Origin of the sequence: Bradyrhizobium sp. Leaf396 (assembly GCF_001424605.1) — a bacterium.
In the GTDB taxonomy this organism is placed as follows: Bacteria; Pseudomonadota; Alphaproteobacteria; order Rhizobiales; family Xanthobacteraceae; genus Bradyrhizobium; species Bradyrhizobium japonicum_C.
In genome coordinates, this window is record NZ_LMQJ01000001.1 from 419,306 (window position 1) to 441,612 (window position 22,307).

At 64.3% G+C, this 22,307-nt stretch carries 18 protein-coding genes and 1 tRNA gene; 16 read left to right on the forward strand and 3 right to left on the reverse strand.

Annotated elements, in window-relative coordinates; translation table 11 throughout:
- Positions 1-56 precede the first annotated feature (56 nt).
- The 6 genes from ASG57_RS02050 (at position 57) to ASG57_RS02075 (ending at position 6,987) form a co-directional block, all read left to right on the forward strand.
- Positions 57-131 (forward strand) — tRNA-Asn (locus ASG57_RS02050).
- Between the two features lie 200 nt (positions 132-331).
- Positions 332-511, forward strand: coding sequence for a hypothetical protein (locus ASG57_RS02055; RefSeq protein WP_057195579.1), 180 nt, complete (start codon positions 332-334; stop codon positions 509-511).
- A 138-nt stretch (positions 512-649) separates the two neighbouring features.
- A complete protein-coding gene (locus ASG57_RS02060; protein ID WP_024341763.1) occupies positions 650-1,312 on the forward strand; it encodes a protein-L-isoaspartate O-methyltransferase family protein in 663 nt (220 codons plus the stop codon).
- 201 nt (positions 1,313-1,513) lie between these two features.
- On the forward strand, positions 1,514-2,899 hold the full coding sequence (locus ASG57_RS02065; protein WP_024341764.1) for a TolC family outer membrane protein: 1,386 nt from the start codon (positions 1,514-1,516) through the stop codon (positions 2,897-2,899).
- A gap of 304 nt (positions 2,900-3,203) precedes the next feature.
- Positions 3,204-3,974, forward strand: a complete 771-nt coding sequence (locus ASG57_RS02070; RefSeq protein ID WP_024341765.1) for a PopZ family protein — start codon at positions 3,204-3,206, stop codon at positions 3,972-3,974.
- A gap of 136 nt (positions 3,975-4,110) precedes the next feature.
- Positions 4,111-6,987: a valine--tRNA ligase gene (locus tag ASG57_RS02075; protein WP_024341766.1), complete on the forward strand. Its 2,877-nt coding sequence runs from the start codon at positions 4,111-4,113 to the stop codon at positions 6,985-6,987.
- A gap of 2 nt (positions 6,988-6,989) precedes the next feature.
- Here the strand turns inward: ASG57_RS02075 and ASG57_RS02080 are convergent, their stop codons facing one another.
- A complete protein-coding gene (locus ASG57_RS02080) occupies positions 6,990-7,592 on the reverse strand; it encodes a DNA-3-methyladenine glycosylase (protein WP_024341767.1) in 603 nt (200 codons plus the stop codon).
- A 130-nt stretch (positions 7,593-7,722) separates the two neighbouring features.
- On the opposite strand from ASG57_RS02080, the gene lipA reads away from it, so the two are divergent.
- From lipA to ASG57_RS02095, 3 genes are all read left to right on the forward strand, one after another.
- Positions 7,723-8,679 (forward strand): lipoyl synthase, encoded by a 957-nt coding sequence (lipA, locus tag ASG57_RS02085; protein ID WP_024341768.1) that lies wholly within the window; start codon positions 7,723-7,725, stop codon positions 8,677-8,679.
- 6 nt (positions 8,680-8,685) lie between these two features.
- A complete protein-coding gene (locus tag ASG57_RS02090) occupies positions 8,686-9,156 on the forward strand; it encodes a type II toxin-antitoxin system RatA family toxin (RefSeq protein ID WP_024341769.1) in 471 nt (156 codons plus the stop codon).
- A gap of 336 nt (positions 9,157-9,492) precedes the next feature.
- Positions 9,493-10,272 carry a mechanosensitive ion channel family protein gene (locus tag ASG57_RS02095; RefSeq protein WP_024341770.1) on the forward strand — a complete coding sequence of 260 codons (780 nt, stop codon included), beginning with the start codon at positions 9,493-9,495 and terminating at the stop codon, positions 10,270-10,272.
- A gap of 21 nt (positions 10,273-10,293) precedes the next feature.
- Here the strand turns inward: ASG57_RS02095 and ASG57_RS02100 are convergent, their stop codons facing one another.
- Both ASG57_RS02100 and ASG57_RS02105 read right to left on the reverse strand, forming a co-directional pair.
- Positions 10,294-10,902, reverse strand: coding sequence for a CinA family protein (locus ASG57_RS02100; RefSeq protein WP_024341771.1), 609 nt, complete (start codon positions 10,900-10,902; stop codon positions 10,294-10,296).
- Between the two features lie 4 nt (positions 10,903-10,906).
- A complete protein-coding gene (locus ASG57_RS02105; protein ID WP_024341772.1) occupies positions 10,907-12,088 on the reverse strand; it encodes a bifunctional 2-C-methyl-D-erythritol 4-phosphate cytidylyltransferase/2-C-methyl-D-erythritol 2,4-cyclodiphosphate synthase in 1,182 nt (393 codons plus the stop codon).
- A gap of 274 nt (positions 12,089-12,362) precedes the next feature.
- On the opposite strand from ASG57_RS02105, the gene dusB reads away from it, so the two are divergent.
- The 7 genes from dusB (at position 12,363) to hflX (ending at position 22,224) form a co-directional block, all read left to right on the forward strand.
- Positions 12,363-13,364, forward strand: coding sequence for a tRNA dihydrouridine synthase DusB (gene dusB / locus ASG57_RS02110; RefSeq protein ID WP_196232363.1), 1,002 nt, complete (start codon positions 12,363-12,365; stop codon positions 13,362-13,364).
- Positions 13,361-14,530 (forward strand): two-component system sensor histidine kinase NtrB, encoded by a 1,170-nt coding sequence (locus ASG57_RS02115; protein WP_024341774.1) that lies wholly within the window; start codon positions 13,361-13,363, stop codon positions 14,528-14,530. Before dusB ends, ASG57_RS02115 begins: the two co-directional genes overlap by 4 nt.
- A gap of 9 nt (positions 14,531-14,539) precedes the next feature.
- Positions 14,540-15,982, forward strand: coding sequence for a nitrogen regulation protein NR(I) (gene ntrC / locus ASG57_RS02120; RefSeq protein WP_024341775.1), 1,443 nt, complete (start codon positions 14,540-14,542; stop codon positions 15,980-15,982).
- 498 nt (positions 15,983-16,480) lie between these two features.
- The gene (locus ASG57_RS02130) at positions 16,481-18,889 is read left to right on the forward strand and encodes a sensor histidine kinase NtrY-like (protein WP_024341776.1); all 2,409 of its coding nucleotides are present in this window, start codon (positions 16,481-16,483) and stop codon (positions 18,887-18,889) included.
- Between the two features lie 17 nt (positions 18,890-18,906).
- Positions 18,907-20,277 (forward strand): nitrogen assimilation response regulator NtrX, encoded by a 1,371-nt coding sequence (gene ntrX / locus ASG57_RS02135; protein ID WP_024341777.1) that lies wholly within the window; start codon positions 18,907-18,909, stop codon positions 20,275-20,277.
- Between the two features lie 310 nt (positions 20,278-20,587).
- The gene (gene hfq / locus ASG57_RS02140; RefSeq protein ID WP_007591126.1) at positions 20,588-20,836 is read left to right on the forward strand and encodes an RNA chaperone Hfq; all 249 of its coding nucleotides are present in this window, start codon (positions 20,588-20,590) and stop codon (positions 20,834-20,836) included.
- Between the two features lie 11 nt (positions 20,837-20,847).
- On the forward strand, positions 20,848-22,224 hold the full coding sequence (gene hflX / locus ASG57_RS02145) for a GTPase HflX (protein ID WP_024341778.1): 1,377 nt from the start codon (positions 20,848-20,850) through the stop codon (positions 22,222-22,224).
- Positions 22,225-22,307 lie beyond the last annotated feature (83 nt).

The window sequence follows — 22,307 nt, forward strand, 5'->3', positions numbered from 1 at the left end:
GCAAGCGCAAGCGGCTTTGTTATACGCAGCCGCGCGCGAACGAACGGTTCGCCTTTTCCTCGGTAGCTCAGCGGTAGAGCATCCGACTGTTAATCGGATGGTCGCTGGTTCGAATCCAGCCCGGGGAGCCAAATCCTTCAAGTATTTCTGTGGTTTAGGCTCGTGATCTAGCGTGGCGAGTGAACTCGCTCGCGTAGTGCTGGAGCATGTCCCAAGGGGTGGATCGCACGTCAAAAGGATGCGCGGGCGCGGTGACGCCATGCGGACGGCGCCAAATCGACCCAATCCGGATGCAGCATTGAGTTGCCGGACATTTACGGAGCCGATTCCCATGCCAGACATCCCGGTCGACCGCTCTCACATGGCCCCCTCGATTCTGCCGGCGGGCGTTCCCGAGCTCAGCGACGATGAATGCCTCGCCTGCCTGGCGCGCGCGGTCGAGACGCCGGATTCCGCCCGGCTGGGCGAGGTCGCCGCTCTGATCGGCCGCCTCGCGGTGGCGATCGAATAAGGCTGATCGGCCGGGCTCCGAGGGAGTGGCGTAGCCTGGTGTCTCAGGTCTACCGGCCATGTTGCGTTTTGACCGAGCATGCTCCAAAGATGCCGCGAATTCTCGTCCGCGGCATCGTCCGCATTGCAGGGTCCGCAAATGTCCGGTTTTTCGACCGCGCGCCAAAAAATGGTCGATGGCCAGGTGCGCACCAATGACGTCACCGATCGTCGTGTTCTCGATGCCATGCTCACGGTTCCGCGTGAGGCCTTCGTGCCGGCCGCCAGGCAGGCGCTATCGTACCTCGATCTCGATCTGGACGTCAGCGAAGGGGCGGCCAAGCGGTTCCTCATCAAGCCGGCGCTGACCGGCAAGCTGCTCCAGGCCGCTGAGATAGGCGAGGTTGACAACGTGCTGGTCGTCGGTTGCGCCACCGGCTACCTGGCCGCTCTGAGCGCCAAGCTCGCGCGGCAGATCACTGCGACCGAGTGCGATTCGGCCTTGGCTGCGAAGGCCAAGGCCGCCTTCACCTCTCTGGGACTTGCCAATATCGCCTGCAGGGCGGCGGCCTGCCCCGAGGGAGATCCCTCCGCCGCCCCCTATGACGTGATCATCCTCAACGGCGCTGCCGAGGTGTTGCCGGAAGCTCTGCTCGGGCAGCTCAAGGAAGGCGGACGTCTGGTGGGGGTCTCGGCCGAGTCCAAGCCGCCGCGCGCCATGCTCGTGACCCGTACCCACGGTGAATTCGGCCATCGGACGCTGTTCGACGCCGCAGCCCCGGTCCTTCCCGGGCTGGAACGGGCGCCTGCCTTCGTCTTCTGAGCCCACAGCCCGTTAAAATCCCGTTCCGAATCAGAAGTGTGGCCGGGATGCTGCACGTGAAGAGTTTCCACTGAGAACCCCTCCCGGGTAGTTCCGTCGCGCTTGACCGCGTCCTATGTTGCGGCGGGGCAGCGACTCCACTGGTAGACGGTACCTAGCTCGCGGGCACGAGCCGGGCGTTAGAATGAACGGAATTCAGGGATGCATGGGGTGAAGCTCTTCACCGGAGCTGCGGTTTCGGTCCTGCTGCTCGCGCTTGCCGGGCCGACGCCTGCCTTGGCGGAGACCATGGAAGGCGCGCTGGTGCGTGCCTATCAGGACAATCCGCAACTCAACGCGCAGCGCGCCCAGGTGCGCTCGACTGACGAAAACGTGCCTCAGGCCCTGTCCGGCTATCGTCCCAGGGTCTCGCTGTCCGCGAGCGCTGGTTATCAGTACTCGGACTTCAAGAGCAGCAGCACCAGCGTTCCGGCTAACGGGACCGGCATCCCCCGAAGCGTGGGACTGACTGCTTCCCAGACATTGTACAACGGCAACCAGACGGCCAATCGGACACGCGCCGCTGAGAGTCAGGTGTCCGGAGCCCGCGAAGCCCTGCGCAGTCTTGATCAAAATGTGCTGCTCCAGGCGGCCACGGTTTACATGGACTATCTGCGCGATGCCGCCACGCTCGAAGTCCAGCGCAGCAACGTGCGCGTGCTCGAGCAAACGCTGAAGCAGACTCGTGACCGTTTCAACGTCGGCGAAGTGACCCGCACCGACGTCGCCCAATCGGAAGCGCAACTGGCTGCCGGCAGGACTCAGGCGCTCACCGCCGAGGCGAATCTCACCACGACGCGCGCGAACTTCCGGCGCATCATCGGCAACGAGCCAACGAATCTGGCGCCAGGTTCGCCCGTCGATCGGTTCCTGCCTCCGACGCTCGCTTCGGCCATCGAGCTCAGTCTGGTCGAGCATCCCAATGTGACGGCCGCAATGTTCGGCATCGACGTCAACTTTCTGCAGGTGAAAGTCGCCGAAGGTGCCCTTCTGCCGACCGTCACTTTGCAGGCCAGCGCCACGCAGGCATACGAACAATCCCTGATCCAGTATAGGGCGTTCAACGCTGCCGCGATCGCGCAGGTCTCGGTGCCGATTTATCAGGGCGGTAGCGAATATTCGCTGATCCGCCAGTCCAAGGAGAATCTGGCGCAGCAGCGCCTCAACCTCGAAACCACGCGCGACCAGACTCGTGCGACCGTGGTGCAATGGTGGGGATCGTTGCAGGCCACCAAGGCGCAGGTGCAGTCAGCCCAGTCTCAGGTGGCTGCGTCCGAGATCGCGCTGAACGGCGTGCGCGAGGAAGCGAAAGCCGGGCAACGCACCACGCTCGACGTCCTCAACGCGCAACAGGCGCTGGTTAACGCACGCGTCGCGCTGGTCACGGCGCAGCATGATCGCGTGGTTGCGTCCTATAATGTTCTCGCGGCCGTCGGCCGCCTGTCGCCGCAGGTGCTTGGTCTGCGGACCACGACCTACGACGCAAGCGTTCACTACCATCAGGTCCGCGACAGCTGGGCGGGCGTACGCACGCCCGACGGGCGCTGATTCCCGTAGTCATCCGGTCGACCTCGCAAACAGCTGAGGTCGACCGGTGCTTTGCTTGCAATCGTCAAATTCCCTGACATAGCCTTGCCAAGATGATGCGGGTCGATTCGCCCGCGTTGATGTCGTGTGCGTAAGGCTTGAGTGCCCGGGGGCAGGGGCGCACCGCTGCACGTTGAGCCGTGATCTGGGGACAAGTCGGGCCGCCGCGACGAAAATGACGGGCCTCTCGTTGCGGAACCGGCCAATCCTGTCGTGCTTGGTGTAAAACAACGCATGCGAGGGCGTTGATGATGTGGAGTCGGAGATGACGCAGCCTGCAAAGGTTACAGAACCCTCGATGGAGGAGATTCTGGCCTCGATCCGGCGCATCATTGCCGACGATGAGGCCAAGCCACCGCCGGCCGAGGCCACCAAGCCCGAGAAGGCTGCAGCGCCGGCCGCTCCGCCGAAGCCGCAGGCCATGAACGACATTCCACCATCCAAGGTCGCTCCTGCCAAACCGGCCGCTGAGAAGCCTGCGCCGCCAGCTGCGAAGCCGGCTCCAGCGGCGCCACCCGCGCCGGCGGCGGATGCCTCCAACAGCCAGGACGATATCGACGCGCTGCTGGCTGGGCTCGACGCAGCTACGCCTGCGCCCGAGGTCCGTGCCCCCGAGCCCGAGCCCGAGCCCGAGCCGGAACCCGACGTGCTCGAGCTGACGGACGAGATGGTGATGGATCCGACACCGCCTCCACCGCCGCCGAGCTTCCGCAAGGTCGAGCCGCGGGACGATCTTGAATTCGCCGAGTCGCCCCCCCGTCCGACGCCGCCACCTTCCTACGCGCCGGTGGATTTCGACGCGCCGCCACTGCCGCCGCAGCAGCCGATCCTGGCGCAATCGACGGTCTCGGCGGTCGAATCCGCGTTCAACTCCCTGGCCCATACGGTGCTCAGCAGCAATGCACGGACGCTGGAGGATCTGGTCAAGGAGATGCTGCGGCCGATGCTGAAGTCCTGGCTCGACGACAACCTGCCGGGCCTCGTTGAGCGCATCGTGAAGGCGGAAATCGAACGGGTCTCGCGCGGCGGCCGATAGGAAGGATATGCCCGGCCCTGATATGGCCCCGCTTGTGCGCCATACTGGCGTTTGAGCGGACCGGAGCGCCCGTCTGCGCTCACCTTTGTTGACTTGTCCGTTGACTTGGCCCCCTCGCGCGGCTTTCTAACAGCCCATGATCGAGAAAAATTACCAGCCCGCCGATATCGAAACCCGCATGTCCGTCGTGTGGGAGGACAGCCTCGCTTTCAAGGCCGGCCGCCCTGATCGCCGTGATGCCGTGCCCTTTACCATTGTGATCCCGCCACCGAACGTGACGGGCTCGCTGCACATGGGCCACGCACTGAACAATACGCTGCAGGACATCCTGTGCCGGTTCGAGCGCATGCGCGGCCGCGACGTGCTTTGGCAGCCCGGCACCGATCATGCCGGTATCGCCACGCAGATGGTGGTCGAGCGCCAGCTGATGGAGCGTCAGCAGCCCGGCCGCCGCGAGATGGGGCGCGCGAAGTTTCTCGAACGGGTCTGGCAGTGGAAGGCCGAGAGCGGCGATACCATCATCAACCAGCTCAAGCGGCTCGGCGCCTCCTGTGACTGGTCGCGCGAGCGGTTCACCATGGACGAGGGCCTCTCGAAGGCCGTCGTCAAGGTCTTCGTCGAACTGCACCGCGAGGGTCTGATCTACAAGGACAAGCGGCTGGTGAATTGGGACACCAAGCTGCTGACTGCAATCTCCGATCTCGAAGTGCAGCAGATCGAGGTCAAGGGCAACCTTTGGTATCTGCGCTACCCGATCGAGGGCAAGACATTCAGCCCAGATGATTCCTCCAGCTTCATCGTCGTCGCCACCACGCGCCCCGAGACCATGCTCGGCGACACGGGCGTGGCCGTGCATCCCGATGACGAGCGCTATGAGAACCTGATCGGCAAGAACGTCATCCTGCCCCTGGTCGGCCGCAAGATTCAGATCGTCGCGGACGAGTATTCCGATCCGGGGAAGGGCTCGGGCGCGGTGAAGATAACCCCGGCGCACGACTTCAACGACTTCGAGGTCGGCAATCGCCATGGCCTGCGTCGGATCAGCGTGCTCGACAGGGAGGGGTGTCTCGATCTCCTCGACAACGAAGACTATTTGCGGGACCTGCCCGAAGGGGCTTCGCAATTCGCCGAGGAGTTCCACAAGGTCGACCGCTTCGCCGCCCGCAAGCGCATCGTCGAGCGGCTGGAATCGTTCGGCTTCGTCGAGCGAATCGAGCCGCACACCCACATGGTGCCGCATGGAGACCGCTCCAACAGCGTGATCGAGCCGTATCTGACCGACCAATGGTATGTCGACGCCAAGACGCTGGCGAGGCCTGCGATCGCGGCGGTGCGCTCGGGCGAAACGACGTTCGTGCCGAAGAACTGGGAGAAGACCTATTTCGACTGGATGGAGAACATCCAGCCCTGGTGCATCTCGCGCCAGCTCTGGTGGGGCCACCAGATTCCGGCCTGGTATGGCCCTGACGGGAAGGTGTTTGTCGCCGAGACCGAGGAGGAGGCGATCAGCCACGCCCTTGGCTACTACGTCGAGCAGGAAGTCATCACCCCGGAGCAGGGGCGCGAGATGGCGCTCGACCGTAACAAGCGCGAAGGCTTCATCACCCGTGACGAGGACGTGCTCGACACCTGGTTCTCCTCGGCGCTGTGGCCGTTCTCCACGCTTGGCTGGCCCGACGATACACCCGAGGTGCAGCGCTATTATCCGACCAATGCGCTGGTGACCGGCTTCGACATCATCTTCTTCTGGGTCGCCCGCATGATGATGATGGGCCTGCACTTCATGAAGGAAGTGCCGTTCTCCACCGTCTACATCCACGCCCTCGTCCGCGACGAGAAGGGCGCCAAGATGTCGAAGTCGAAGGGCAACGTCATCGATCCCCTCAACCTGATCGACGAATACGGGGCGGACGCGCTGCGCTTCACCCTGGCCGCGATGGCGGCGCAGGGGCGAGACATCAAGCTCGCCACCAGCCGCGTCGAGGGTTACCGCAATTTCGCGACGAAGCTCTGGAACGCGTGCAGGTTCGCCGAGATGAACCACTGCGCAGTGCCAGAAGGTTTCGCGCCGGCGAAGGCGAAGGAGACACTCAACCGCTGGATCGCGCATGAGACCGCGCACACCACGCGTGAGGTCACCGAGGCCATCGAGGCCTATCGCTTCAATGACGCCGCAGGCAGCATCTACCGCTTCGTCTGGAACGTCTATTGCGATTGGTATGTCGAGCTCGCAAAGCCCATGCTGCTGGGTCCGGACAGCCCAGCCAAGGACGAGACCCGCGCCATGGTCGCCTGGGCGCGCGATGCGATCCTGAAGCTGCTGCACCCGTTTATGCCCTTCATCACCGAAGAGCTGTGGGAGGTGACGGCCAAGCGTGAGGGCCTGCTCGCGCTGGCGCCGTGGCCGCTCAAGCCGGTCGGGCCGACGCCGGAGCAACTCGCGATGCTCGCCGCGACGACGGGGCCGACCGATGCGCTGGTCTCGCCGGCCTGGGTGCTGCCGATCTTCGACCATGCCGACTTCACTGATCCTGCGGCGGAGGCCGAGATCGGCTGGGTGATCGACCTCATCACCCAGATCCGCTCGGTGCGCGCCGAGATGAATATCCCGCCCGCGACGCTGACGGCGCTGGTGCTTGCGGGCGCATCTGCGGAGACCAAGGAGCGCGCCCCTCGCTGGACCGATGTGATCAAGCGTATGGCCCGGTTGTCGGACATCTCCTTCGCCGACCGCGCGCCCGACGGCGCGGTTCAGCTTCTGGTGCGCGGTGAGGTCGCTGCGCTGCCGCTGAAGGGCGTGATCGACGTCGCCGCCGAGCGCACGCGTCTCGACAAGGAGATCGGCAAGGCCGACGCCGACATCAAGCGTGCCGAGTCCAAGCTGGCCAATGAGAAATTCGTCGCCAACGCGGCCGAGGAGGTCGTCGAGGAGGAGCGTGAAAAGCGCGAGGCGGCGCTGGCCCGCAAGGCCAAGCTGCTCGAGGCGCTGGAGCGGCTGAAACAGGCATCGTAAGCCTATTTCGGAAATGGCTTGCTCAAGAACTTCGAGCCCTTGATGCCATAGCGCCAGGGAAGTTCGACCGCCTTGGTGATGCCGATCCGAATCCCGGTTGCGACCTCCACATCCTCCGTCCGCGCATGCAGCGCGATCGGCGGGCGGTCCAGCGGCAGGGCGTTGTGCGCGATAGTGATGCCGAGCGCCTCGGTCAGCTTGCCTGGGCCCGAGCATAGCGCATGCAAGTCCTGCAGGTGCCGCCGGCGGCGCATCGCAGCCAGGCCATGCGTCGGCTCAATCGCGCGGATCAGTACGGCGCTGGCCGAGCCTTCCTCCTCGCAGACGAAGTTCACGCACCAGTGGATGCCGTAGGAGCGATAGACATAGGCAAAGCCCGGCGGGCCGAACATGACCTGGTTCCGCGGAGTCGGCCCGCGATAGGAGTGCGCAGCCGGATCGGTGTGATGATACGCCTCGACCTCGACGATGATGCCGCCGACGCCGTCGACCAGCATGGTCGCACCGATCAGGTCAGGAGCGACCTCGTGAACGCTGCGGCTGAAAAAGGCCCGCTTCAGCCGCTTGCCAAGAGGCGGGGATGAGATCTTCGAGATTGGAGCCATTCGAGGTGAGAATCGCCTGAGAACAGAGCAGGATATTGCCCATATCTGCCATGTTCCCTGAAGCGGGGCGAGGCGGGTTGCGATGCCTGGCCAGACCGACTAGGTAGGGTCTGAACAGACCGGACACCCCATGGTCGTTATTGTCGATACCATCTCGAACCCGTTGCGCCCGCGCCACCCTGAAAAGGTGAACCGGCCCGATTCCGCTTCGCCGCCGAAGCCGGACTGGATTCGCGTGCGTGCGCCGAGCACCCGCGGCTACGCCGACACCCGGAACATCGTGCGGTCCAACGGCCTGCACACGGTTTGCGAGGAGGCCGGCTGTCCGAACATCGGCGAGTGCTGGGACAAGAAGCACGCGACCTTCATGATCATGGGTGACACCTGCACCCGCGCCTGTGCCTTCTGCAACGTCAAGACCGGCCTGCCGAATGCGTTGGATGCGGCCGAGCCGCAGAACGTTGCCGAGGCGACCGCCAAGCTGGGCCTCGCCCATGTCGTCATCACCTCGGTCGATCGCGATGACCTCGCCGACGGCGGTGCCGAGCATTTCGCGCAGACCATCCGCGCGATCCGGGTCGCCTGTCCCTCGACCACGATCGAGATCCTCACGCCGGATTTCCTGCGCAAGGATAGCGCGCTCGAGGTTGTCGTTGCGGCGAAGCCCGACGTGTTCAACCACAATCTCGAGACCGTGCCGTCGCGCTATCTCACCGTGCGGCCAGGCGCGCGCTATTTCCACTCGATCCGGCTGCTGCAGCGGGTCAAGGAGCTCGATCCCACCATCTTCACCAAGTCCGGCATCATGGTCGGCCTCGGCGAGGAGCGCCACGAGGTGCTCCAGGTGATGGACGACCTGCGGTCGGCGGACGTCGACTTCCTGACCATTGGGCAATATCTCCAGCCGACGCGCAAGCATCACGCCGTGATGCGCTACGTGCCGCCGGACGAATTCAGTTCTTATGAGAAGGTCGCCTACACCAAGGGCTTTCTGATGGTGTCGGCGAGCCCGCTGACCCGCTCTTCGCATCATGCCGGCGAGGACTTTGCCCGACTGAAGGCCGCGCGGGCCGCTAACGCCCGCTGAACCGATATGCCCCGTTTTTCGAGCAAGCGCCGTGTCAATCACAGCGCACCCGAGATGTTCGATCTGGTCGCCGACGTCGAGCGCTACCCGGAATTCGTGCCGCTGTGCAGCGCGCTGAAAGTTCGTCAGCGCATGGCCAAGCCCGATGGCACCGAGGTGCTGGTGGCCGACATGACGGTGTCGTTCAAGCTGATCAAGGAGTCCTTCACCAGCCGGGTGACGCTAGATCGCGCCAACCTGAAGATCCTCGTCGAATACCTGCAAGGACCCTTCAGCAACCTCGAAAACCGCTGGACGTTCGAGCCCAAAGGCGAGGGCGTCTGCGATGTTGGTTTCTTCCTGTCCTACGAGTTCAGGAGCCGCATGCTCGCGATGCTGATGGGCTCGATGTTCGATGCCGCCTTCGCGCGCTTCTCCACAGCGTTCGAGAAACGGGCGGACGCGATCTACGGGCGGCCGAAGCTCGCGTCGACGTAGCTGCCGCAGGCACCGATCTTTCCACCGTCATTGCGAGGATCTCTTGCGACGAAGCAATCCAGATCTCTCCGCGGAAGGATTCGGATTGCTTTGTTGTGCTCGAAATGACGGTGGAGAAACCCATGCAATCCACCGCCTTCGCTATTGGGCCCCGGCGCACATGAGTGCGTAGCCTGGATGCAGTGCAAAGCAAATCAGGCCCGCCGACTCTGCGTGAGCGATTCCTGATTGCGCGACGCTCCGACACGTTACGAGCCTACGTTCCCTATCAACATCCGCCGGGATCATTTCGCGGTGCCACGAGTTCTCTCCGGATTGTCTCGGGTTGGAGTCACCATGACCATCAATTTCGATACGCTGAAAGCATCGCTCATCCTGTACGGCTTGAACGCGATCTATGCGATCCTGCTGTTGGCGGTCGGCTGGTATCTGTCCGGCGCGATGCACCGTTTCGTTGCTCGCGTCCTGAGCGTCGCGCACCGCGTCGATCCGCTGGTGACGTTGTTCGTGGGCAGCTTGGCGCGCTACGGCGTCCTCGCCGTCGTCGGCATTGCCGTGCTGCAGCTCTTCGGCATCCAGACCGCGAGCCTTGTCGCCGTATTGGGCGCGACATCGCTCGCCATTGGTCTGGCGTTGCAGGGCACGCTCTCCAATATCGCCGCCGGCGTGATGCTATTGTTGTTCCGGCCCTTTCACATCGGCGACGATGTCGAGGTTGCCGGCAAGGCAGGCAAGGTGAGATCTCTGTCGCTGTTCATGACCGAGCTGGTCGCGCCCGACAACACGCAGATCCTGCTGCCCAACGGACAGGTTTGGGGCGCGGCCATCATCAACCACAGCACCTATCCGGGCACAGGCGAGATCAAGGTGACGTTTCCGGTACCGGCGAGCGCCGCTTCGGCTCTCGCTGATCGCATCCTGAATGAGCTTCGCAGCGATTCCCGAATGGACGATCAGGCTGCGCCTTCGGTCAACATCTCCAGAGTCGTCGATGTTGCCAATCCGGCGTCGCCGATCCTGGAGCTGACTGTGAGTGCGAAGGCAAAGCCCTCGGAGGCGAACGCGGTCAGGCAGTGCGTGCTCGATCACGCCAGCGCGCTGCTCGCAGCGGCGTAGAGGCTTGGAAGGCGCAGTCGTTCAGCTCCGCGGCGAACGCGGCGACCTGCGCTTCACTGCATGCCGGCGCGGCGAGCGTGTCACGCGCGGGCGCAGGCGGCTGGCGGCGGCACGCTGCGGCTTGGCTGCGACTTGCGGCCCGCGGGCGAGATCCATCAGCATGCGCAGCGCCTCGACCACCGAGCGGGCGCGCACCGCGCTGCGGCCAATCGCGCCGAAACGATGCTCGCGGTGGATGATACGGCCGTCGCGTGCGGCGGCGGCAAAGTGCACGAGACCGACCGGTTTACCGGGCGTGGCGCCGCCGGGGCCCGCAATGCCGGTGATGGCGACCGCGAGATCGACATCGGCGCGCTCCAGTGCGCCGATCGCCATAGCGGTTGCGGTCTCCTTGCTGACTGCGCCGAAATTCGTCAGCGTGCTTGGCTCGACCCCGAGCATGACGCGCTTGGCGTCATTGGAATAGGTGACAAAGCCTCGGTCGATCACGTCGGAGGAGCCCGGGATGTCGGTCAGAGCGGCCGCGACCAGACCGCCGGTGCAGGATTCGGCAGTCGCGATCGTCAGCTTGCGCATCCGGCAAAGATCGAGCAGCGAGCGGGAGAGGGCGCGTGGGTCGCTGCCGCCCATGATCTTACACGCTCCAGGGAAGGCGGATGGTGGCGCTCGCGGTGGCCGCGATGCCTTCCTCGCGGCCGGTAAAGCCGAGCCGCTCGCTTGTCGTTGCCTTCACCGCGATGCGGGAGATGTCCACGCCTGATATCTCGGCGATGCGGGCGCGCATGGCGTCGCGCAAGGGGCCGATCTTGGGCCGCTCGCAGATCAGCGTCACCTCGAGGTTGGCGACGCGGCCGCCGCGCTGGGCGACGCGCTCGATGGCGTATTTCAGGAACTGATCGGAAGAGGCGCCCTTCCACTTCGCATCGCTCGGCGGGAAATGCGAGCCGATATCGCCGTCGGCGAGTGCGCCGAGGATCGCATCCACCAGCGCATGCAGGCCGACATCGCCGTCGGAATGGGCCAGGAAACCTTTGGTGTGCGGCACCCGCACGCCACAAATCATGACATGGTCGCCTTCACCGAAGGCGTGCACGTCATAGCCGGTGCCGGTCCTGATATCGCCGAGCTGGGCGGCCAAGCGCGCTTCCTCGCGCACGAAATCCTCGGGGGTGGTGAGCTTCATGTTGGCAACATCGCCTTCAAAGGTTGCGACCGTCAATCCCGCCCATTCGGCAATCGCCGCATCGTCGGTGAAATCGCTGCGCCCGTCCTTTGCCGCGCGACGATGCGCCTCAAGGATGACGTCGAAACGAAAGGATTGCGGCGTCTGCGCGATCCTGAGGCGCGCCCGGTCCGGTGTGTCCTCGACTTCGCCGTTCTCGCCGGTGAGCTTGATCGTGTCGGTGACGGGAACAACGGGGATCGCGGCGCCGGTGCGGCTCGCCGCCTCGATCGCGCGGGAGATCACGCCTGCCGAAACGAAAGGACGCGCAGCGTCGTGAATCAGGACGATGTCGGGCTCGTGCCTGGCGAGCGCCTCCAGGCCGGCGAGCACCGAGGCCTGCCGCGTGGCCCCACCCATGGTCGGCGGCTCGTGCATCAGCCCTGCGACCGCAGCCGTGAACATGGCGCTGTCGTCGGGATTAACGACGGGCTGCACCGCTGATACGTCCGGATGGCGGCTGAACGCCTCCATGGCGCGATAGATAACGGGCACACCGCCGATCGTCCGATACTGCTTCGGTCCGCCGGCGCCAGCGCGCAGGCCGCGTCCGGCAGCCACCAGGACGACCGCGGTGCGTTGTGATTTCGCCATAGGACTGAAGTACTCAGTTGCTGATGAAGGGCAGGATTTATTGCCGGCATGCCTCTAGCACGGCAGGCCCGCAAAAAAAGGGGGTTTCCCCGGATTGTGGGAAACAGCATTTTGCTGCACTGCACTTGAAAGATTTGCAGAACTGTCTAAACTGTAGGCATGACGCTTGACTGCACAAGAATTGTGCGCAAGATAGATCATGGCAGGCGCGATGAGGCCCTGCCTAGTCAACGAGACCCCTGTGACCGGCCCGGCAGTATTCGGCTCTAAGCCGTTGAAAATAGGCGATATTGATGTCGCCACCCCGGTCTTCCTGGCGCCGATGTCAGGTGTGACGGACTCGCCCGTCCGCCGGCTGGCCGCCGAGCTTGGGGCCGGTCTCGTCGTCTCCGAGATGACCGCGAGCGATGAGCTCGCCAGCGGCCACCGGATGTCGCGGTTGCGCTGCGAAGCCACGGGAATCGGTCCGCACGTGGTTCAGCTCGCCGGCTGCGAACGGCATTGGATGGCCGAAGGTGCCCGGATAGCCGAATCCGAAGGCGCCGACATCATCGACATCAACATGGGCTGCCCGGCCCGCCACGTCACCGGCGGGCAGTCGGGCTCGGCGTTGATGCGCGATCTCGACCATGCGGTCAGCCTGATCGACGCAACCATCGCGGCGGTGAAGGTGCCGGTGACGCTGAAGATGCGGCTTGGCTGGGACGACCGCACGCGCAATGCGCCGGAACTAGCGCGGCGCGCGGAGGCATCAGGCGTCAAGCTCGTCACTGTCCATGGCCGCACCCGTTGCCAGTTCTACAAGGGCGAGGCCGATTGGGATGCGATCCGCGCCGTGCGCGAGGCCATCTCCATTCCGCTCGTCGTCAATGGCGACATCACCACCTACGAGAAGGCGCTCGCAGCCTTGGAGGCCTCCGGCGCCGACGCCGTCATGATCGGCCGCGGCGCGCAGGGCCAGCCCTGGCTGCCCGGTCAGATCGGTCGCCGTCTCAACGGCGGGCCTGAGGAGGCCATGCCCTCACTCGAAGCGCAGCTGCAGTACGTCCGCACGCTCTATGACGGCGTTTGCGCGCTCTACGGTTTGCGCATCGGTCTCAGGCATGCCCGTAAGCACCTGGGCTGGGCGCTTGATGTCGCCGCGCAGGCGAGCCGTGCCCCCGCTGAGAAGCTGAAATCCTGGCGCCAGAAGATCCTGGTCTCGGAGGATCCGCGCCTCGTCCACCAATCGCTGCAAGACGCCTTCGACGATTTCGCATGGAGGGCTGCTGCATGAGCTTAGCCGCTGAACATCGTCGGCCGTCCGACAGCGACGCGATCCTCGATGCACTTCCCAATCCCGTTCTGATGATCGGGCCGGACGGCAAGATTGTCGCTGCCAATATCGCGACCGAAGCCTTCTTCGAGATCTCGACCCAGTTCCTGAAACGGCAGTCGCTGAAGGAACTGGTGCCGTTCGGCAGCCCGCTGCTGGCTTTGATCGACCAGGTGCGTTCGTCGAATTCGCCGGTCAACGAATACAAGGTGGACCTGGGCACGCCGCGGATGGGCGGCGACCGTCAGGTCGATCTGCATGTCGCCCCGCTGACGGAGCGGCCCGGCCACATCGTGGTGATGCTGCAGGAGCGCACCATCGCCGACAAGATGGACCGCCAGCTTACCCATCGCAGCGCCGCGCGCTCGGTGATCGCGCTCGCCGCGATGCTGGCACACGAGATCAAAAACCCGCTCTCAGGCATCCGCGGCGCGGCGCAGCTCCTGGAGCAGCAGGCCTCGTCCGAGGACCGCATGCTGACGCGGCTGATCTGCGACGAGGCCGATCGCATCGTGACGCTGGTCGACCGCATGGAGGTATTCGGAGACGAGCGTCCCGTGGTGCGCGGCCCCGTCAACATCCATTCGGTGCTCGATCACGTGAAGCGGCTGGCGCAGTCGGGCTTTGCCCGCAACATCCGCTTCGTCGAGGACTACGATCCCTCGCTGCCGCCGGTGCTGGCGAACCAGGACCAGCTCATCCAGGTGTTCCTCAACCTCGTGAAGAACGCCGCCGAAGCCCTGATCGACGTACCGGACGCCGAGATCCAGCTCACAACAGCGTTCCGCCCCGGCGTGCGGCTGTCGGTGCCCGGTCAGAAATCCAGGGTATCCCTGCCGCTGGAATTCTGCGTGAAGGACAACGGGCCGGGCGTGCCGGACGATCTTCTGCCCAACCTGTTCGATCCCTTCGTGACCACCAAGCAGACCGGCTCCGGTCTGGGCCTTGCATTGGTCGCCAAGATCGTCGGCGATCACGGGGGCATCATCGAATGCGAATCTCAGCCGCGCAAGACCACCTTCCGCGTGCTGATGCCGATGTATTCCACATCGGTGAAACATGCCGATCAAAGCAGTCGCGCCGACTCTGCCGGGACGTCGTCGCCTGCGTCACAGGGGGCAAAATGAGGATCAACGATGCCCGCAGGTAGCATTCTCGTAGCCGATGACGATACCGCCATCCGCACCGTTCTCAATCAGGCACTGTCCCGCGCCGGTTACGAAGTGCGGCTGACCGGCAATGCCGCAACGCTGTGGCGCTGGGTCAGCCAAGGGGAGGGCGATCTCGTCATCACCGACGTCGTGATGCCCGACGAAAACGCCTTCGACCTGTTGCCGCGGATCAAGAAGATGCGGCCGAATCTGCCCGTCATCGTCATGAGCGCGCAGAACACGTTCATGACCGCGATCCGCGCCTCCGAGCGCGGGGCCTATGAATATCTGCCGAAACCCTTCGACCTGAAGGAGCTGATCGCCATCGTCGGCCGCGCGCTCGCCGAGCCGAAGGAGCGGACCTCGACGCCGGACGAGGACGCCGAGATGGAGGCGATCCCGCTGGTCGGCCGCTCGCCGGCCATGCAGGAAATCTACCGCGTGCTCGCGCGGCTGATGCAGACCGACCTCACCGTGATGATCACGGGCGAGTCCGGTACCGGCAAGGAGCTGGTGGCGCGGGCACTGCACGATTACGGCAAGCGCCGCAACGGTCCGTTCGTCGCGGTCAATATGGCCGCAATCCCGCGCGACCTCATCGAGTCCGAATTGTTCGGCCACGAGCGTGGAGCCTTCACCGGTGCCAACACCCGCGCCTCCGGCCGCTTCGAGCAGGCCGAGGGGGGCACGCTGTTCCTTGACGAAATCGGCGACATGCCGATGGAGGCGCAGACCCGCCTGCTGCGGGTGCTGCAGCAGGGCGAGTACACCACTGTCGGCGGCCGCACCCCGATCAAGACCGACGTGCGCATCGTCGCAGCCTCCAACAAGGACCTACGCGTGCTGATACAGCAGGGCCTGTTCCGCGAGGATCTATTCTTCCGCCTCAACGTCGTCCCGCTGCGGCTGCCGCCCTTGCGCGAGCGCATCGAGGACCTGCCCGATCTCGTGCGGCACTTCTTCGCGCTGGCCGAGAAGGACGGCCTGCCGCCGAAGAAGCTCGACACGCTGGCGCTGGAGCGGATGAAACAGCACCGCTGGCCGGGCAACGTCCGCGAGCTCGAAAATCTCGCCCGGCGCCTCGCCGCGCTCTATCCGCAGGACGTGATCACGGCCTCTGTCATCGACGGCGAGCTCGCGCCGCCTTCGGTCAGCCCCGGCGCCGCGGTTCAGCAGGGCGTCGACAACCTCGGCGGTGCGGTGGAGGCGTATTTGTCCTCACACTTCCAGGGATTTCCAAATGGCGTGCCGCCGCCCGGCCTTTACCACCGCATCCTCAAGGAGATCGAGGTTCCGCTGCTCACGGCCGCTCTCGCTGCCACCCGCGGCAATCAAATCCGCGCGGCGGACCTGCTCGGTCTCAACCGCAATACGCTCCGGAAGAAGATCCGGGACCTCGATATCCAAGTCTATCGGAGCGGGGGCTAGTCTCTCGGAGCGGAAGGTGGCTCAGCTCCCCCTACAAAGGCAGAGCTGAGCCTGTCCGGATCGCGCTGGCCGTTGTGGCTGACGCGGTGAGCAGAAGTCCGGAGCGGACCGAAATGTTCCGCTCGCGCGTCCAAGCTGGCCGATTGGCCGCAACGTGTGACGTCGCATCGATTTGACAGGCCTTCCACTGACGCCGGCATCATGCTGGCGACATCCACCTCCGCCTGCTGACGGCCGAGGCCATTGACCATAAGGTCGGCGGCCACGATCAGCAGCAGAACGGCCGACACCATCGTTGCGAGAAAGATCCTATCCATGCCGGATCAAGCCGGGATGGTCGGAATCCGTTCCACCCTGACGGGCAAGATGTGCCTGTGGATTGCGCCGCTCCGCCGCGCGCGCAGCGCCGCGGAATTGTCGCAATTCAGCAACAATGTGGTACGAATACATCAGTATCCGCCCATCGCGGACCCGTTTTCAGCACCCACCATTGCCGGAATGACCAGCGCAGACACCTCGGCCGCACACTTTGACACGACCCCAGCGGAAGAGCCCCGGCGCTGGTCGGTGCGGCGCTGGCTGGCGCCGGTTGCGGTGGCGCTGGCGCTGCTGTCGGCCTTCCTGACTTTCCTGGTTCTCACCGGCCTCACCAGGATCGAGCCGACGCCGGAGGTTGTCCGCACGTTCTACCTCATCAATGCAGCCACGATCCTGCTGCTGGTCGGCATCATCATCCGCGAACTCTGGCAATTGATCCTGGCGCGAAGAAGGGGCAGGGCGGCGGCGCGCCTGCATGTCCAGATCGTCAGCCTGTTCTCGATCGTGGCGGTGCTGCCCGCGGTGCTCGTCGCCATCGTCGCCAACGTCACCATCTCGCGCGGCCTCGACCGGTTGTTCTCCGGTCCGACCAAGGAGGTGATCCAGAACTCGCTGACGATTGCGCGCGCCTATATGCAAGACCACGCGCAGCTGATCCGAGGCGACATTCTCGGCATGGCCAACGACATTGCGCACGCCCGGCCGCTCTATGACCAGGATCGCCGCTCCTTTCGCGAGATGCTGACGGCCAGCGCCAGCTCGCGCAATTTGCCGGGCGCGATGATCATCGACAAGAACACCAACATCCTGGAGTCGGCCGACACCGGCATGCGGCTCGCCTATTCGCCGCCGGCGCCGGACTTTCTCAGCAATGTCAACGAGAGCGAGCCCGAAATCGCGGTGCTCCCAGATGCGAGCTTCGTCGCCGCGGTGATCCGCCTGCGCGCTTTCAACGACACGTTCCTCTACGTCGCCCGCCCCCTTGATCCGAACGTCGTGAATCAGCTCAAGCAGACGGAGGTCAGCGTCGCCGAATACGCTCAGATCGAGTCGCGCCGGCTCGGCATTCAGGTCGCGTTCGCGCTGATGTTCGCGGTGATCGCGCTGACCATTCTGATGGCCTCGGTGCTGATCGGCCTCAACTTCGCCAATTCGCTGGTCTCGCCGATCCGGCGGCTGATGAACGCGGCGCAGACGGTTTCGACCGGTGACCTTCATGTCCAGGTGTCCGTGCACCAATCGGAAGGCGATCTCGCCCAGCTGGGTGAGACTTTCAACAAGATGACGCAGGAATTGCGCAGCCAGCGCGACGAGCTCGTCAATGCGAGCGACCTCATCGACAGTCGCCGCCGCTTCATCGAAGCCGTTCTGTCCTCGGCGAGCGCAGGCATCATCGGCGTCGATGCATCTGGCAGCGTCGGCATTCTCAACCGCTCCGCCGAGAAGTTGATCGGGCACTCCGAAGCGGAGACGCTGGGCCACCCGCTCTCCGACGTGCTGCCCGAACTCGACGACATGATGAAGACGGCGCGGGAAGGGACCCAGCGGCTGGTCCAGGGCCAGATCACCATCAACCGCGACGGGCAGGAACGTAATCTCTCCGTCCGCGTGAGTGCCGAGAAAAATCAGCCGCATGACAGCTACATCATCACCCTCGATGACATTACCGAATTGGTCTCGGCCCAACGCACATCAGCCTGGGGTGACGTGGCCCGCCGCATCGCTCACGAGATCAAGAATCCGTTGACGCCGATCCAGCTCTCGGCCGAACGCATCCGCCGCAAGTTCGGCAAGACGATCACCGAGGACAAGGACAAGCAGATCTTCGACCAGTGCACCGACACCATCGTGCGCCAGGTCGATGACATCAGGCGTATGGTCGACGAGTTCTCGCGCTTCGCGCGGATGCCGAAACCCGTCATGGAAGGCGAGGACGTCGCCGACACCGTGCGTCAGGCGGTATTCCTGATGAAGGTCGCTCATCCCGAGATCGATATCGAGGCCGAGTTCAAGCAGGATCCGCTCCGTGCCCAGTTTGACCGGCGGCTGATCTCCCAGGCGGTGACCAACATCGTCAAGAACGCCACCGAGGCGATTGAGCAGGTCCCAGCGGAGGAACTCGGCAAAGGCCGCATCGACGTCGTGGTGTCACGAGAGGGCGACGACGTGCTGATCGACGTGATCGACAATGGCATAGGCCTGCCCAAGGTCGCGCGTTCGCGCCTGCTCGAGCCGTATGTCACGACGCGCGCCAAAGGCACCGGCCTTGGCCTTGCGATCGTCGGTCGCGTGCTGGAAGACCATGGCGGGCGCATCGAACTGAAGGACGCCTCCGACTTCCGCGAAGGGCAGCGCGGCGCCTGGATGCGGATGCGCTTTGCGGTCTCCGGGCAACCGGCAAAATCCGGGGGATCCGAGCCAGCGGCGCCCGCCGGGCAAGCAACCAAGCCGGAAGGCAAGGAGACGGCCGCGGAATTCATCAAGGAGTCCAACAGGGATTTGGAAACAAAAGAGCCGGCCGCCGGAACCAAAGAGCCGGCTGAAAAGACCAATGATTCAACCAAAATCGAAGCCTCAACAGGCAGCTGACAAGACAGGCGCGATCCATGGCAAGTGAAATTCTGATTGTCGATGATGAGGCCGATATTCGGGATCTCGTTGCGGGCATTCTCGAAGACGAGGGGTTCGTCACGAGGACCGCGCGCGACAGCGACACGGCGCTGGCCGAGATCGCCAATCGTCGGCCGCATCTGGTGTTCCTCGACATATGGCTGCAGGGCTCCAAGCTCGACGGCCTGCAGCTCCTGGAGCAGGTCAAGAAGGACAACGCCGATCTGCCCGTCGTGATGATCTCCGGGCATGGCAACATCGAGACCGCGGTTGCCGCGATCAAGCGCGGCGCTTACGACTTCATCGAGAAGCCGTTCAAGGCCGATCGGCTGATCCTGGTCGCGACCAGAGCGCTGGAAAACTCCCGGCTCAAGCGCGAGGTCAAGGAGCTCAAGCAGCTCGCACCGAGCGCCAGCCAGCTCGTCGGCCGTTCGCCGAGCATGAACCAGCTGCGCCAGACCATCGAGCGCGCGGCCAAGGCGAACAGCCGCATCCTGATCGTCGGCCCTGCCGGCGCCGGCAAGGAATTGACGGCGCGTACGCTGCATGCGGCCTCGGGTCGCGCCGACGGTCCTTTCGTCGTCATCAACGCCGCCGCAATCACGCCAGAGCGGATGGAGCACGAGCTGTTCGGCATCGAGCAGTCCAACGGCGAGCAGCCGCGCAAGCCGGGCGCGCTCGAGGAAGCCCATGGCGGCACGTTGTTCATCGACGAAATCGCAGACATGCCGCGCGAGACCCAGAACAAGATCCTGCGCGTGCTGGTCGAGCAATCATTCCAGCGCGTCGGCGGCACCGCCAAGGTGCAGGTCGATGTGCGCATCATCTCCTCGACCGCGCGCAATCTCGAAGAGGAGATCTCGGCCGGCCGTTTCCGCGAAGATCTCTACCACCGGCTCTCGGTGGTGCCGATCCGCGTGCCCGCGCTGTCGGAGCGACGCGAGGACATTCCGGAACTGATCGACTACTTCATGGAGCAGATCTCCGCCGGCAGCGGCCTGCCCAAGCGTCAGATTGGGCAGGATGCGATGGCGGTGCTGCAATCCCATGTCTGGCCCGGCAACGTGCGTCAGCTCCGCAACAACGTCGAGAGAGTCATGATTTTGGCGGCTGGCGGACCTGAGGTGATCATCACGGCCGACATGTTGCCGCAGGATGTCGGCTCCATGGTGCCGGCAATGCCGACCAGCAACAACGGCGAGCACATCATGGGCTTGCCGCTGCGCGAGGCCCGCGAAGTGTTCGAGCGCGACTATCTGATCGCCCAGATCAGCCGTTTCTCAGGAAATATTTCTCGTACGGCTGAGTTCGTTGGCATGGAACGGTCGGCGCTCCACCGGAAATTGAAGGCCCTCGGTGTGGGCTAGGCGTTATTCCCGCCGGAGTGGAGGCCGGTCCCCGTCGAAGAAGGCGCGGTAAAACAATGGCCTAGCGCGCGACCCTGCTGCCGCGCGTCAGGGATGAGCGAGGAGAACCGTCGATTTCCGTAGTTTTCCGGGACAATAGGGGTGGCCTGCCGCGTGAAGCAGCTTGCCTAATATCCCGACCTGTCCTCTAATCGAAACGCTGTTCCTTCCGAGGGGGATCTCATGAGGGAGCGGCACCGGGAGAGGCCCCGACGTCACAAGAGGGCAGCAACCGGCGCAATAAAAAGAAACTCAAAGCGAGAAAAAAACAATGGCGGCAGACCGCGCACAAAACCTACAGGACACCTTCCTTAATCACGTTCGCAAAACCAAGACGCCACTGACGATCTTTCTGGTCAACGGAGTGAAGCTCCAGGGCATCGTGACCTGGTTCGACAATTTCTGCTTGCTGCTTCGGCGCGACGGTCACTCGCAGCTCGTCTACAAGCATGCGATCTCGACCATCATGCCGGGCGCTCCGATCCAGTTGTTCGAAGGCGGTGAGGATCAGCCGGCTTGAGAGTGATCTGATTGGAACCCCGGAATTTCGGCGGGGATGCCGACCGGCCGCGGTCGGCAGGGGCTCATACGGGACGGGTGCTTGTCATCGGCCCCTACCTGAGAGTGCGTGGGGGTGGTGCCGACGCGCAATCGGAAAGCCATGCGATGCGCGATGTGGAGGCGCGGCTTGACGAGGCTGCGGGCCTCGCCCGCGCGATCGATCTTGTCGTTGCAGATGCCATCATAGCGCCGGTCGGCCAGATCCGGCCCGCGACCTATATCGGCAAGGGCAAGGTCGAGGAAATCGCCGGGCTGATCAAGACGCTGGAGGTCGAGCTCGTGGTGATGGATTGCGCACTGTCGCCGATCCAGCAGCGCAACCTCGAGAAGGAATGGCAAGCCAAGGTGCTCGACCGTACCGGGCTCATTCTGGAAATCTTCGGCCGCCGCGCCAAGACCAGAGAAGGCTCGCTCCAGGTGGAGCTTGCGCACCTCAACTATCAGCGCTCGCGCCTGGTGCGCTCGTGGACCCATCTCGAACGCCAACGCGGCGGGTTCGGCTTCATGGGCGGCCCCGGCGAGACGCAGATCGAAGCGGACCGCCGCCTGATCCAGGAGCGCATCTCCAAGCTCGAGAGCGAACTGAAGAAGGTGCAGGCGACGCGGCGTCTGCATCGCGCCGGCCGCCAACGCGTGCCGTATCGCGTGGTCGCGCTGGTTGGCTACACCAATGCCGGCAAGTCGACGCTGTTCAACCGTCTGACCCGCGCCGACGTTCAGGCCGCCGACATGCTGTTCGCGACGCTCGATCCGACCTTGCGTGCGCTCAACCTGCCGCATGGCGGCAAGGCGATGCTGTCGGATACTGTGGGCTTCATCTCCAACCTGCCGACCCAGCTCGTCGCCGCTTTCCGTGCCACACTGGAAGAGGTGCTCGAAGCCGACGTCATCCTGCATGTGCGCGACATCTCTCATGAAGATGCCGAAGCCCAGCAGAGCGACGTCGATGCCGTGCTGCGCCAGCTCGGCATCAACCCCGACGATTCCGGCCGCATCATCGAGGTCTGGAACAAGATCGACCGTTTCGCCCCTGAGCAGCGCGAAGAATTGCTCAATATCGCCGCGCGCAGGCCGGAGGATCATCCGGCGATGCTGGTTTCGGCCGTGTCGGGCGAGGGCATCGACGCGCTGCTCGCCGCGATCGAGCAACGCCTCGCGGCCAAGCGTACGACGCTCGATCTGTCCATCGATGCCACCGACGGCGCCGGCATCAGCTGGCTGCATCGCAATGCCGAGGTGCTGTCGAAGGAGCTGCACGACGGCCGCTTCGACATGACGGTGCGGGTGGATGAGACCAAGCGGGACATCGTCGTGTCGCGGTTCGACGCCGTGCCGCACGCGACATAGGTCCCGCCGCGAGCTGCGCACTGCTGCTGAACGGTGCTGTCCTGCCGGGTCCTGCGCGCGACTGAGGCGCGCTTGGCGCAGAC